Source organism: Marinobacterium ramblicola (assembly GCF_019084545.1).
Classification (GTDB): domain Bacteria; phylum Pseudomonadota; class Gammaproteobacteria; order Pseudomonadales; family Balneatricaceae; genus Marinobacterium_D; species Marinobacterium_D ramblicola.
The window spans coordinates 251,050-264,889 of the sequence record NZ_JAHREP010000002.1; the positions used below are offsets into that span (position 1 = coordinate 251,050).

Consider the following 13,840-nt stretch of genomic DNA (forward strand, 5'->3'; position numbering starts at 1 on the left):
TCATTTATCCGCCTTGGCGGAGAGTTTGCGCGCCTGCTCGGTCCAGTCCAGCAGTTGCTGCTGCACGCAGCCGTTGACGCTGGCCGGCGGATAGCGACCGTCTTCGTCGGCCTTGCCCGGTTTGTGATCGAACAGCAGGGCGATCAGTTCATCGAGCTCCCGGACCGCATAGATATGGAACTCGCCCCGCTCACAGGCCTCGACCACCTCCTGATCGAGGATCAGGTGGTCCACGTTTGCGGCCGGGATCACCACCCCTTGCTCTCCACTCAGGCCGCGACTTTTGCACAGTTCGAAGAAACCCTCGATCTTTTCGTTGACGCCGCCGATCGCCTGGATCTCGCCGCGCTGGTTGATCGAGCCGGTCACCGCCAGCGACTGCTTGATCGGCAAGCCGCTGATCGCCGACAGCAGCACGCAGAGCTCCAGCGCTGAGGCGCTGTCGCCGTCGACCATGCCGTAGGATTGCTCAAACACCAGGCTGGCATGCAGGGATAGCGGCGAGTTGCGGGCGTAGCGGGCGCCGATGCAGTTGGAGAGGATCATCACCCCCTTGGAGTGGATCGGGCCGCCCAGTTCGGTCTCCCGTTCGATATCGATCAGCTTGCCGCTGCCCAGGCGGGCGGTGGCGCTGATCCGGGCCGGTTTGCCGAAGCGCTGGTCGCCGAGCTGGAACACCGACAGACCGTTGGCCTGGCCCACGGCGCTGCCGCTGCTGGCAACGATGATGGTGCCGCGTTCGAGCTGCTCCTGCATCAGTTCGGAATACTGGGCGCTGCGGGTTCGCGCCAGTTTCAGTGCCTGGCTGACGTGCTGGGCCTCTACCCGGCTGGCGCCGGAGCGGATGGCGCAATAGCTGGCTTCCCGCAGCAGGTCGATCAGTTGGCCGCGGTTCAGCGACAGTTTGGCGCTGTCGTCGACACGGCGTGACCCCTGCTCGACCACCCGTTCGATCGCCGAGCAGCCGAACGGGGCCAGTCCCTCCTCGCGCACCAGTTGGGTGATCAGGCCCAGATAACCCTCAAGGTTCTCCTGCGAGCGGTCCAGCTGTTCATTGAAATCGGCGTAGATCTTGAACAGTGAGCTGAACTCGGGATCGTACGCCTTGAGCAGGTAGTAGAGTCGGCGCTCGCCGATCAGGATCACCTTCAACTTGAGTGGCATCGGCTCCGCCTCCAGCGAGCGGGTGCCGCTGATGCCGTACATCTTCTCCAGCGGGTCGATGCGGATTTCGTCGTTGCGCAGGGCGCGCTTGAGCCCCTCCCAGGCAAAGGGGTAGGAGAGCAGTTTCTGCGCGTCGACGATCAGGTAGCCGCCGTTGGCCCGGTGCAGCGCGCCGGGCTGGATCAGGCTGAAATCGGTGCTCAGGGTACCGAAGTGGGCCTGATACTCGATGCGGCCAACCAGGTTCTGGTAGCTGGGGATGTCCTCCATCACCACCGGGGAACCGCCGTTATGCTCGTGGCTGACCAGCAGGTTGATGCGATAGCGACGGAAGGTGTCGCTGCGCGCCAGCTTGTGCAGCGGCATCTTGGCGTTCTCATCCTTGTCCTGGGCGAAGAAATCGTCCACGTTCTCGATCATGTCCTGGTGCACCTGGTCGAGAAACTCGAGCACCGCCGTTTGGCTACCATACTTCTGGCGCAGTTCGCTCAGTGCCGGGTCGATCACGCTGTGGGTGATCTCGTCGTCGAGTTGGCGGATCGCTTCGCGGTGCTCCTGCTGCAGGCGGGGCAGTTCCCGCACCAGCGCGGTCAGTTCGGCATTGAGTTGCTCAAGCGCGGCTTTGATCCGCTCCTGCTCCTCTTTGGGCAGGGCCTTGAACTGGTCCGGTGTCATCAGCTTGCCATCGTGCAACGGGCCCAGTGTGTACCCCGCCGGGGTGCGCATCAGCGTGATCTGCTCCTGGTGTGCCTTGTCGCCAAGGGCCTGGAACTGGCTCTCTTCGCGCTGCTCGAACTCGTCCGACAGTTCCTGCACCCGGTTGCGGTACTCGTCGCTTTTGAAGGTGGCCGGGATCTGCAGCAGCAGGCGCTCGATCAACTGCTGCATATCCTGGCGCAGGCCCTGGCCCGAGCCTTGGGGCAGGCAGAGCATGCGCGGTTCGTGGGGGCGTTCGTAGTTGTGTACGTAGACCCAGTCCTGCGGTGACTCGCCCTGAGCGGCGCGCGCTTTGATGGTGCGGGAGACCAGCTCTCGTCGACCGACACCGGTGGAGCCGCTGACGAACAGGTTGTAGCCGGGGTGGTGCATGCCGATGGCAAACTGAATTGCATCCATTGCCCGCTGCTGTCCCAGTGCCGACAGATCCGGTGTCAGATCGTCGGTGGATTCGAAGCCGAATCCGCTGAGATCGCAGTGATGGTAGAGTTGGGTGCTAGCCAGAGGTTTGAGAGCCATGGTCCGCCTTTCCCGTTCACTAATGGTCTCTATAGGGTAGATCAGAGTTCGGCCTCAGCGCGTCTGATCCAGATCAGATCAACAGCAAAAACTGTCGATCCACGCAGGCGAAGCAGAAGCGCCAAGCCTTGATCAGGACGACCGTGATGGCGCTCGGCTGGCTGCAACCGCAGTAATTGCGTCGGATCAATAAAGATGTATCTAGCATTCAGCAATTGATATCCGTCAACCTGCGCCGTCCTTGCCGAGCCCTAGAATGTCCCGGAGTGTCAATTACCTACTGGGAGGGATTCCTCATGAAGCTCCGCTCACTCTACGCTGCAATGTCACTAGCCTTGTCCTTCAACGTCCTGGCCGGCGACCTGCCGGCTATAGAAGCCAATCTGACCACCCCGCCGATGGTGCCACCCGCGATTACCCGCGACCACTCCGCGAAGATGGTGGTCCATCTGGAGACGGTCGAAAAGGTCATGAAAATGGCCGATGGTGTCGAATATAACTTCTGGACCTTCGGCGGTTCGGTACCGGGTAGCTTTATCCGGGTGCGAGAAGGGGATGAGGTGGAGTTCCACCTTTCCAACCATCCCGGTTCCAAAATGCCGCACAATATCGATCTGCATGCGGTCACCGGCCCCGGTGGCGGTGCGGTCTCCTCCTTCACTGCTCCCGGCCATACGTCCACCTTCAGCTTCAAGGCGCTGAACCCCGGCCTCTATGTCTATCACTGTGCCACCGCACCGGTCGGCATGCATATCGCCAACGGCATGTATGGCTTGATCCTGGTTGAACCCGAAGAGGGGCTGCCGTCGGTCGACCGCGAGTACTACGTGATGCAGGGTGACTTCTACACCAAGGGCGGATACGGCGAAGAGGGATTGCAGCCGTTCGATATGGAGAAGGCGATCCATGAAGACGCTGACTACGTGGTGTTCAACGGCTCGGTCGGTGCGCTGACCGGTGACCAGGCATTGACCGCCAACGTCGGCGAAACCGTGCGTCTCTACGTCGGCAACGGCGGGCCGAACCTGGTGTCATCCTTCCATGTCATCGGTGAGATCTTCGACAAGGTTCATGTCGAAGGCGGCACCGCCATCAACGAGAACGTACAGACCACGCTGATTCCGGCCGGCGGTGCCGCGATAGCCGAGTTCAAGCTGGATGTACCGGGCAACTTTATCCTCGTCGATCACTCCATCTTCCGTGCATTCAACAAGGGCGCACTGGGGATGATGAAGGTGGATGGCCCTGAAGACAGCATCGCCTACTCCGGCAAGCAGGCCGACAGCGTCTATCTGCCGGAAGGCTCGACTATCCAGGATGTCAACGGGGCGGCGCCGGCGCCGAAAGTCGCCGGCAGCAAGGCTGAGCAGATCCGCTTCGGTCAGCGCCTGTATGAGCAGAACTGCCAGGCCTGCCACCAGGCGGGTGGGGTCGGCATTCCGGCTGCCTTCCCGCCGCTGGCCAGCTCAGACTTCCTCAACGCGGATCCGACCCGTGCCATCGATATCGTATTGCATGGCCTCAGCGGCAAGATCACCGTCAACGGCAGCAAATACAACAGCGTGATGCCGGCGATGCGCTTGAGCGACGCCGAGGTGGCCAACGTGCTGACCTACGTGCTCAACAGCTGGGACAACAAGGGTGGCCAGATCAACCCGGAGCAGGTAGCCGAGCGCCGCCGGGAGGGCAGCAAGGTTCAACTGAACGGTGCGGCCGATCACTGATGAAAGCACAGGCGTACCTCTGCCTGGCCACCATTCCGCTGGTGGTCGGAGCAGACGAGATGGTGACGCTGCCGGCCGGTAGCTACCGGCCGTTGCCGAGTGGGAATTTACCGCCCGCGCCAGCGAGGCTGCGGCCGACGGTAGCCGCGAGCCGGGGTATAACCAGCGCATCCTGGAATGGTACGCCCGCCCCGGCAGCGACGGGCTGCGCCCGGTGGGCCGGCAACCGGCCAATTTCTGGGGCGTGCAGGATATGCACGGACTGATCTGGGAGTGGACCGAGGATTTCAACTCCACGCTGGTCGCCGACCTGCAGCGGGTCGAGAAAGCACTGCCGGAGGTGTGGCGTGACAAGGTCGGCTTCGTACTGGTGTCGCTGACGCCGGAGCAGGACAGCGCTGAAACCCTGAGGGAGTTTGCCGACAAGCGAAACCTGAACCTCTCCCGATGGGAGCTGTTGCGAGGCACGGCGGAGGATGTGCGCTCGCTGGCGATGGCGCTGGATATCAAATACAAACGGATCGCCAATGGCGAGATGGCGCACAGCAACAAGTTTGTCGTGCTGGATGAACAGGGCCGGGTCCTGTTCAGTGAAACCGGCCTGCCGGAAGGCCCGGATGCCATGGTAAAACGGCTCATTGCCGGTAGCTGACTGCGCTGGCGTCGTTCAGCGCGCAAGCGTGGCACAGACAGGTGTCTGCTCGAGATCACAATAGCAGCAAAATTCCGCCGCCAGACAGGGCCAGCGCCAACCCCAGCCAGAGCTGGCGCATCAGTTTCCAGCCGCCGGCCAGCGCGGCCAGTACCCCCTTGACCAGAGTGTTGCTGATTGCCGCCAGGGTAATGCCGGTCACTGCGGTATCCTGGGCGATACCGTTGTGGGCCATGCGTGCCAGGGTCAGGGTGATGGCGTCGACATCGGTAAGACCGGCAATAATGGAGACCAGCCACAACCCCTGCTCGCCCATATGGGTCTTGATCCCCTCCGCGGCGAGCATGATGACCACCAGCAGCAGACCGAACTTCAGTGCCGGACCTAGCTGGAACGGGGAGGTCGCGATCTGCTCCATGTTGACCTGGCCATGCTCCTCGTCGTGACGCCAGAGCCAAACCGCGGCGGCCAGGCTGATCAGGCTCATGGCGCCCAGCGGCAGCAGCAGATCGGGCAGCAGTGCCCGGTTGAGCACGGCGACCTCGAACAGGATGCGTGGGTACATGATCGCGCTGGCCAGCATGATGCCGCCGGCCAGCAGGCGGTGCAGGGGCAGTCGCTGGCTCATGCGCGCCAGACTCAGGGTGGTGGCGGTGCTGGATGCAATGCCGCCCAGCGCACTGGTGATCATCACCCCCTTGTCGGTACCGGCCAGCTGCATGGCGAAGTAGCCGGTCAGGCTGATACCGGCGATCAACACCACCAGCAACCATATCTCGTAGGGGTTCAGCGCCTGCCAGGGGCCGAAGCCTTCATTGGGCAACACCGGCAGCATGACGGCCGAGATCAGGGCCAGTTGCAGTATGCCACGCAGTTCGCTGCTGCTGAGCCGTGCCAACCAGCTGTGCAGGGTCTCTTTGAAGTGCAGCAGCACACTGATGATGACGGCGGCGGATACCGCCAGGCCGGGTTGATTGAGCGCGACGAGAACGCCGAGCAGATAGGTGAGTATCGAGGCGACGAATGAGGTGGCGCCATAGTCGCGGTCCTCGTCGGCATTGAGCCGGTAGCCGATACCCAGCAGCCCGGCAATGGCGAGCAGTGCGGTGACGGTGATCCAGGGTGAGAGCAGGGTGCCGAGCAACCCGCCAATCTGGCCGCTGATCGCGATCAGCGTGAAGGTGCGGATACCGGCGATGCGTCCGCCGGTGCGGGTTTCGCGTTCATGCCAGCCGCGCTCGAGCCCGATCAGCAAGCCCAGGGCGGCGGCCGTCAACAGTTGTACGATAGGTTCCGTAATCACATCCATCTTCCATGCCCCGGAGCGGTCTCTGCTTTAAGCTTAGAAAACAAAGATAAACCTTGCCTCCGACGCCGCGTCAAGCGCACCGGGTAGAGAAGATAGTCGGCAAAAAAAGCCCCGTACGCGATGACGGGGCTGGGATGCTTGATGCACGGTGCCGTGCGGTGGATTCAGGCGCTACTGCTTTTTCTTCAGCGGTGCGAAGCCGTCTTCGCTGACCGGTGCCGGTTTGGCGCGGCGCTTGCCGACCTGCTTCTGATCGCGCAGGCGGTTCTTCACCTTGGGCTTCTCGGCCGGCTTTTTCTTGCTCTCTTTCTTCTTGGCGGTGCCCGCTGCCTTGCCCGAGGCCTTGAGTTTCTTCGGCCCCGTGTAGCCGCCCTCGAGCCCTTTCAGCGTGCGCTTCTCGAAGCTCTGCTTCAGATAGCGCTCGATACTGGCCTTCAGGTTCCACTCGTTGGGTGCGATCAGACAGATCGCCAGACCCTCGCGGCCGCCGCGGCCGGTACGGCCGACACGGTGCACATGCTCATCGCCGCTGCGTGCCAGGTCGAAATTGACCACCAGATCCACGCCCTCGATATCCAGACCGCGGGCGGCCACGTCGGTAGCGATCAGTACACTGATCTTGCCTTCACGCAACAGATTGAGGATGCGGGTGCGCTGGGGCTGATCCAGCTCGCCATGCAGCACGCCCACACGCAACCCCTGGGACTGCAGGCGAGGACCGAGCTCGTCACTGAGCGCGCGGGTATTGGTGAACACGATCGCCTTGTCGTAGGACTCGTTCTTCAGCAGCCAAACCAGCTGCTTCTCCTTGAGCTTGGCGTCGTCGGCCAGGATCACCTGCTGCCGAATGCTCTCGATCTCGGTCTGCGCGGTACTGAGCTGGATGGTTTCCGGCTCACGCAGCACGCGGTCGAGAATGTCGCCGACGCCCCTGTGGGTCAGGGTGGCGGAGAACAGCATGCTCTGGCGCTCCTTGCGGCAGGCGTCGGTGACGAACAGCACCTCCTCGCGGAAACCCATGTCGAGCATACGGTCGGCTTCATCCAGTACCAGGAACTCCAGATCGTCAAAGTCGATGGAGTTGCGCTCGATATGCTCCTTGATCCGGCCCGGTGTGCCGACAATGATCTCCGGATTTTTGCGGATCTTGGCGGTCTGGTTCTGGTAGTTTTCGCCGCCGCACACGGAAAGTGCCTTTACCTGGGTAAAGGCTGCGAGCTTGACGCAGGTGGCGCTGACCTGCTCGGCCAGCTCGCGAGTCGGCGTGAGGATCAGCGCGCGGGTGCCGCTGCGCGGCGCCGGCTGCTCGACGCAGCGTTGCAGAATCGGCAGCAGGAAGGCCAGTGTCTTGCCGCTGCCGGTCTCGGCGCTGACCATCAGGTCGCGGCCATCGAGGGCGAGGGGGATCACCGCCTGCTGAACCTCGGTCGGCTCCGTGAAGCCCTGGGAATCGATCGCCTTGATCAGGCGCTCATTGAGTAACAACTCTTCGAACACGTGGGGAGAATCTCCGCGCAATAGTGGGATATGACACAAGCGTGCATCCTAGCAGAAAAGCGCCGCCGGCGCCGATCAGTCATTGAACGAAATCCTCTGTGACTCGTAACACTAGGGGCCTGGCGATCTACCCCCGCACTCTTCCTCTACTTATCCACAAATTGAGTGGATAACCCGGCTTAAGATGCATGTGAGATCTTTTGTAATAGATCAAAACTATTAGTTGTTTATCGACAATTAATTTTTAACTGGATTTGTCTGCTCATACACTGGCTTCAACATAAATGATCAGCCTTAAGCCAACAGGTCTTAAGCCTTTCGAAAGGAGCACAGCATGTTAGAGAATCGCGAAGGTCAGCGCGTACCGAACGTTACTTTCCCGACCCGGGTCGGCAACGACTGGGTCAATGTCACCACGGATGAACTGTTTGCCGGCAAGACCGTTATCCTGTTTGCGCTGCCCGGCGCCTACACGCCGACCTGCTCCAGCACCCACCTGCCACGCTACAACGAGCTGGCGTCGGTGTTCAAACGCGAGGGGGTGGACAGCATCATCTGCCTGTCGGTCAACGACCCCTTCGTGATGAGCGCCTGGGCCGGCGATCAGAACGCCGCCAACATCTATATGCTGCCGGACGGCAACGGTGAGTTCTCCGACGGCATGGGGATGCTGGTCGAGAAGCGTGATCTGGGCTTCGGCAAGCGCAGCTGGCGCTACTCGATGCTGGTCAAGGATGGCGTGATCGAGAAGATGTTCATCGAGCCGGAGGTGCCGGGCGACCCGTTCGAGGTCTCCGACGCCGATACCATGCTCAACTACATCAATGCCGGTGCCAAACTGCCCAAGCGTGTCACCCTGCTGACCAAACCCGGTTGTCCGCACTGTGCGCGTGCCAAGAAGCACCTGAGCGAGAACGATATGCCCTACGAGGAGATCCAGCTGGGCAAGAACGGCGTAACTTACTCTTCGCTGGTGGCGGTCAGCGGTAGGGGAACGGTGCCGCAGATCTTCATCGATGGCGAGCATGTCGGCGGTGCCGACGAGCTGGAGCACTGGCTGGCGAGGAGCGCCTGATCGTCGAGGCGGGGCCGCGTTGCATGCGCCGCCCCGTTTTTAACCCCTCCTTAACCCCCTTTTCGAATCAGACAGGGCTTCAACTTGCATCCGTTCGGCCGATTACTTAGAACATAGTAAGCGTGCGAATCGAAGAGGTCCCTATGCGTCTGATATCTGTTGCCCTGATGCTGATACTGCTGGCAGGTTGCAGCAGTGCACCGCATTACGCCACTGCCCCCTATCAGCTCTCCAGCTCCCAGGCCCGGGTCAGGCAGGATCTGATTGATCAATACCGGCGCTGGAAAGGGGTACCCTACCGTCTCGGCGGCCTGGACCGCCAGGGCATCGACTGCTCGGGCTTCGTCTACCGGGTGTTCGATGAGCTTTACGCCCTGCGTTTGCCACGCACGACCGAACAGCAGATCGAGTTCGGCCTGCGCATCGATCGCGATCAGCTGCAGGTCGCCGACCTGGTGTTCTTCAAGACCAGCTGGAAAGTCCGCCACGTTGGCATCTACCTGGGCAACGGCGATTTTCTGCATGCTTCCACCAGTCGTGGTGTGATGATCTCATCCCTGGATAACCCCTATTGGCAAGACCACTATCTGGCCTCGCGACGCGCTATCGAACTCTCACGCTGACGGGGTTGTGCACAGCGCGGGCGGCTGTGGATCAAATACAGGTCGGAATCCCGTGGATAACCCCTGGGGATAAAACGCGTAGATCAACTCTTCTCGTCGTTGTAAACAGCGCCGGAGTATCGATTTGGCTGTTGACAACTTTAGCTTTTGCATAACCCCAGTGGGGGCGAACAATATTTAAACGCTTTTTGCGAGGCCAGGTTTCATCGGGCCTGCAGCCTTAACTCCTCGTGCTGTCCCTAAGTTTTCCAGAATCTTGTGCACAGATTCTGTTTGCAACCCTGAACCTTTATCAAGCTGTCCACCGCAACGCTTGGTACACGGGGACCAGGCTGTGGGTATCGGGTTGATAGGGTGAGTGTAACCCTGGCGCTTCGCGAGATGGGGATGGATTTTAGTCAACTGGAGAGGCGTGTGGATAAGCGCTCAACTTGAGTCGACCGGTGGCCGGACTGGACTGAAACTATCCGCCTATAGCCCGGTGACGAAAAACTCGGATAATCGAGCGAGCAGATTGAAACTTTTCCTCTCCAAATGAGGATATGGATTTGGCTATACCTTCGCTCTATCGCATGCTCCTGCTGGTGACACTTGCTCTGTCGATGCTGGGCTGCAACGACTCACCCCATCCGCCGCTGAAGATCGGTACCAACGTATGGCCCGGTTACGAACCTTTATATCTGTCCCGCGAGTTGGGGTATCTGGACCGGAAACAGGGACAGTTGGTGGAGTTGCTGTCGGCCAGTGAGGTGATCCGGGCCTATCGCAATGGCGCCCTGGATGTGGCGGCATTGACGCTGGACGAACTGTTGCTGCTGCGGGAGGGGGGGATAGCGGCCCAGGTGCTGCTGATTACCGATACCTCCTACGGCGCCGATGCCATCATTGCCCGCGAGGCTAGGACGGTGGCCGAACTCAAGGGGCAGCGTATAGGCGTGGAGACCAATGCGCTGGGGGCCTATATGCTCAGTCGCGCTCTGAACCGGGCAGGGCTGACCAGCTCCGATGTGGAGATCGTGTCGCTGGAGGCGAACCAGCATGAGGAGGCGTTTCTGCGCGGCAGTGTCGATGCGGTCGTGACGTTTGAGCCGATGCGGTCGCGTTTGCTGGAGAGTGGCGGTGTCGAGGTTTTCAACAGTCGAAGGATTCCGGATGAGGTGATCGATCTGCTGGTGGTCAGGCCCGAGATTGTCGAAAACCGACCCGAGCAGCTGGCCCAGTTGCTCGATGTCTGGTTTCGCAGCGTCGATTATCTGACAACCCAGCCGGCCAAGGCGCACGCGCTGATGTCCACTCGTCTAAGATTAACGCCAGAGCAGGTCAGTCAGGCGCTGACGGATATCCGTATACCGGATCGGCAACGCAACCAGCTGATGATCTATAAGGAGCCCTCAATGCTGTTACAGCAGGCCAAGCGCATGTATGAGGTGATGAACACACGTCATCTGATATCCAGACCGGTTGATCTGCACGATCTCGTCGTGCCCCAGGGTATCTGGGAATGAAAAAAGTGTCCGCACCGCCGCTGCGCCTGTTGGTGCCGGGGGTGATCCTGTTGGTCGGGATCCTGGCCATGGTGTTTGCGTTGCTGGTGGTGCGCCCCTATCTGCTCAGCCTCTCCAGGGAGTACACCGAGAGCGATATCCGTTACTCCTTGAACCGGTTGCAGGGCACGCTGGAATATTTGCTGATGCGCGGCGATATCCGCGGAGTGCAGAGAGAGATCGCGGCCAACAGCGTACGGCGAGACGTCAAGTATCTGCTGGTCGTCGACGAGCAGCGCCGGGTGGTGGCGTCCTCCTCATTATCGGGGGTTGGACAGACGCTTGAACAGATGAAGCTGCACGGTGCCTCCGAGCTGTTTGACCGGGTGGTGTCGATCCGTTCGGTCCAGTTGGCGGATTCGCCTGCGGAGAAAACGATTTATGGCGCTGCGCCTCTTCACTTTCCCGACGCTGGGCGTCTGCGCAGTGACAGTTGGGGCGCGGTACTGATCGAGTTGGATCTGGAGCACTCCGATGGTCGGCTGGTATCGGGTATCGAGCAGTTGTTTGTCTGGATTTCACTGGGCATTCTGCTGTTTGGAGGACTCTTCCTGTTTGCCTTTGATCGGCACATCAGCCGTCGCCTGCGCAAGATTATCGATGGCATCGCACTGCTCGAATCGGGACGATACGACAGCAAGATCAAACTTAACGGACGGGATGAGCTGGCCAAGATCGCCAGGGTACTGAATGGTCTGGCCAACTCTCTGAGCGCAAGCCGGGACGCGCTGCTGAGTCAGTACGCGTTGTTCGACGACGTGATGCGTCACATACCGGCGATGGTCAGTATCGTATCCACTCCAGGACGCTTCGTGTACGTCAATCCCCGTTTCGTCAGTACCTATGGTTTTGATCCGGTCAGTGATAAAAACGCCCGGAACCCCTTGCCCGCTGACCTGATCGAAAAGCATCGCCGGGCGAACCGGGAGGTGCTCGAAAGTGGGGAACCGGCTCAGTTCGAATGGTCGGTAGCGCTCGGTGGGCGTGTTCGGACGTTGTTTATGGTCAAGTTCCCGCTTTATGAGGCAGAGGAAGCACGGGTCTGCACCATCGCCATGGATATCACCGAAAAGCAGCAGAACGAGCAACTGTTGATGATCTCCCGGCGGATTTTTGAGAACACCACCGAGGGGATCATTATTACCGATGCCGACAGGAAGATCGTCGAGCTCAACGACTCCTTCGCCAGGATCGCCGGATACCGCAAACATGAGCTGATCGGCAAGCGGCCGGAGCTGCTCAAGTCCGAGGTGCAGGATGCCGGTTTTTATCAGACGTTCTGGCAGCGGCTGCGCAGCGAGGGGCGTTGGCAGGGGGAGGTGGTGAATCGCCGTCCCGATGGCACCCTTTACCCGGTGCGCCTGTCGGTAAGCTCGATCGTTGAACGGGATGGCCGGATCAGCGGCTATTTTGCGATCTACCAGGATATCAGTGCCGAAAAGCGTGCCGAGGAGGCGCTGCGCGAACTGGCATACTACGACACCCTGACCGGGCTCTATAACCGCGCCTCGTTCAAGCAGAAGGTGAGTGACGCGGTGCTGAGGATGCAGCGTTACAGGGAGCCCTTTGGCCTGCTGTTCATCGACCTCGATCGCTTCAAGGAGATCAACGACAGCAATGGCCACGAGCTTGGCGACAAGCTGCTGGAGCAGGTGGCGCGACGTATCGAAAGCCGGTTGCGCAAGCTCGATGTGGCCTGTCGATTGGGCGGTGACGAGTTCACCGTACTGGTGCCTCACGTGGGCAATGAAACCGAGCTGGCGGTGATCGCGCAAAAACTGATTGAGGCGATCGCTCAGCCCTATACGGTTGGCGAACAGGAGCTGTGCATCGGCTGCAGTATCGGCATTGTCGTTGCCCCACGCGATGGCGAGGATCGGGATCAGTTGATGCGCAATGCCGATGCCGCGATGTATCACGCAAAGGAGAGCGGCCGCGGCCGGTACGCGTTTTTCGACACCCGCATAGAGGAGCGTAACCGGCGCTTGGTCAGCATTAAACATGGCCTGCGTCTGGCCCAGGCCAGGGGCGAGCTGAGCCTGGTCTACCAGCCGGAGGTGGATCCGCTGACCGGAGAGGTGCGGATCTACGAAGCGCTGATGCGCTGGAATAGCGCCGAGCTGGGACCGGTGTCGCCGGCGGAGTTTATCCCGGTGGCGGAGGAGTCTGACCTGATCGTCGATCTGACCCGTTGGCTGATCGAGCGCGTGGTGGAGGAGTGCCGCACCGAACCGTTGCAGAGCAGCAAGATCAGCATCAACCTGTCCCCGCGTCAGTTCCGCAGCGAAAGCTGGTTGGGCATGGTGCGTGACCGGATACGCGACCGGGAGCTGGATCCGGCGTGCCTGTGCATTGAAGTCACCGAGAGCGCGCTGGTGGAGGATTTCGAGCTTGCCGGTGAGCAGCTGCGGGAGATCAAACAGCTGGGGATCGAGGTGGCGATCGACGACTTCGGCACCGGCTATTCGTCACTGGCTTATCTCAAGCGGCTGCCGATCGATTACCTGAAGATCGATCGCTCCTTCGTCGCCGATATTCACCAGGATGTGGATGATCGCACCATCGTCGAAACGGTGATCGTCATGGCGCATGCCCTGGGGCTCAGGGTGGTGGCCGAAGGCGCCGAAACCGAGCAGCAGGTCGAATTTCTGCGCGAGCAGGGCTGCGATCTGGTTCAGGGGTATTACTATGCCCGTCCGTTACCGCTAAGTGTGTTGCAGCAAGATCTGGCGAACAACTGAACAAGGATTAATCAATAGCTGGCCAGATACGAGAAAGTTGCGCTAAGTGGTTGACACTCAAAATTTTGGCGGTAATATTTGCGCCCATCCTTACGGAGGGATGGCTGAGTGGTTGAAAGCACCGGTCTTGAAAACCGACGAGTCGCGAGGCTCCCAGGGTTCGAATCCCTGTCCCTCCGCCATAAGGATATTTAGGGTTATTCCTCGATAGCTCAGTTGGTAGAGCAGTAGACTGTTAATCTATTGGTCGCTGGTTCGAGTCCAGCTCGAGGAGC

General features: G+C 60.4%; 9 protein-coding genes, 2 tRNA genes and 1 pseudogene. 9 read left to right on the forward strand and 3 right to left on the reverse strand.

What is annotated here, in order from left to right; translation table 11 throughout:
- Window positions 1-2,400: a Lon protease family protein gene (locus tag KQ940_RS02325; RefSeq protein ID WP_217411283.1), complete on the reverse strand. Its 2,400-nt coding sequence runs from the start codon at window positions 2,398-2,400 to the stop codon at window positions 1-3.
- 296 nt (window positions 2,401-2,696) lie between these two features.
- Here KQ940_RS02325 and nirK point away from each other — a divergent pair, with 296 nt between their 5' ends.
- From nirK to KQ940_RS22660, 3 genes and pseudogenes are all read left to right on the forward strand, one after another.
- Window positions 2,697-4,124: a copper-containing nitrite reductase gene (gene nirK / locus KQ940_RS02330; protein ID WP_217411285.1), complete on the forward strand. Its 1,428-nt coding sequence runs from the start codon at window positions 2,697-2,699 to the stop codon at window positions 4,122-4,124.
- 94 nt (window positions 4,125-4,218) lie between these two features.
- Window positions 4,219-4,404, forward strand: a pseudogene (locus KQ940_RS22915) (SUMF1/EgtB/PvdO family nonheme iron enzyme); the annotation flags it as partial.
- Window positions 4,378-4,776 carry an SCO family protein gene (locus KQ940_RS22660; RefSeq protein ID WP_246589645.1) on the forward strand — a complete coding sequence of 133 codons (399 nt, stop codon included), beginning with the start codon at window positions 4,378-4,380 and terminating at the stop codon, window positions 4,774-4,776. The pseudogene KQ940_RS22915 and the gene KQ940_RS22660, both read left to right, overlap by 27 nt.
- 55 nt (window positions 4,777-4,831) lie before the next feature.
- Here the strand turns inward: KQ940_RS22660 and KQ940_RS02340 are convergent, their stop codons facing one another.
- A complete protein-coding gene (locus KQ940_RS02340) occupies window positions 4,832-6,085 on the reverse strand; it encodes an MgtC/SapB family protein (RefSeq protein ID WP_246589611.1) in 1,254 nt (417 codons plus the stop codon).
- 171 nt (window positions 6,086-6,256) lie between these two features.
- Window positions 6,257-7,582, reverse strand: a complete 1,326-nt coding sequence (locus tag KQ940_RS02345) for a DEAD/DEAH box helicase (protein WP_217411287.1) — start codon at window positions 7,580-7,582, stop codon at window positions 6,257-6,259.
- A 334-nt stretch (window positions 7,583-7,916) separates the two neighbouring features.
- Here KQ940_RS02345 and KQ940_RS02350 point away from each other — a divergent pair, with 334 nt between their 5' ends.
- The 6 genes from KQ940_RS02350 (at window position 7,917) to KQ940_RS02375 (ending at window position 13,839) form a co-directional block, all read left to right on the forward strand.
- Window positions 7,917-8,657 (forward strand): glutathione peroxidase, encoded by a 741-nt coding sequence (locus KQ940_RS02350; protein ID WP_217411289.1) that lies wholly within the window; start codon window positions 7,917-7,919, stop codon window positions 8,655-8,657.
- Between the two features lie 143 nt (window positions 8,658-8,800).
- A complete protein-coding gene (locus KQ940_RS02355; protein ID WP_217411291.1) occupies window positions 8,801-9,280 on the forward strand; it encodes an NlpC/P60 family protein in 480 nt (159 codons plus the stop codon).
- A 548-nt stretch (window positions 9,281-9,828) separates the two neighbouring features.
- A complete protein-coding gene (locus KQ940_RS02360) occupies window positions 9,829-10,785 on the forward strand; it encodes an ABC transporter substrate-binding protein (protein ID WP_217411293.1) in 957 nt (318 codons plus the stop codon).
- Window positions 10,782-13,565, forward strand: a complete 2,784-nt coding sequence (locus KQ940_RS02365) for an EAL domain-containing protein (RefSeq protein WP_217411295.1) — start codon at window positions 10,782-10,784, stop codon at window positions 13,563-13,565. The genes KQ940_RS02360 and KQ940_RS02365 overlap by 4 nt, the downstream gene beginning before the upstream one ends.
- A gap of 94 nt (window positions 13,566-13,659) precedes the next feature.
- Window positions 13,660-13,747, forward strand: a tRNA-Ser gene (locus KQ940_RS02370).
- A 19-nt stretch (window positions 13,748-13,766) separates the two neighbouring features.
- Window positions 13,767-13,839: transfer RNA gene (locus KQ940_RS02375), tRNA-Asn, on the forward strand.
- Window position 13,840: the final 1 nt, after the last annotated feature.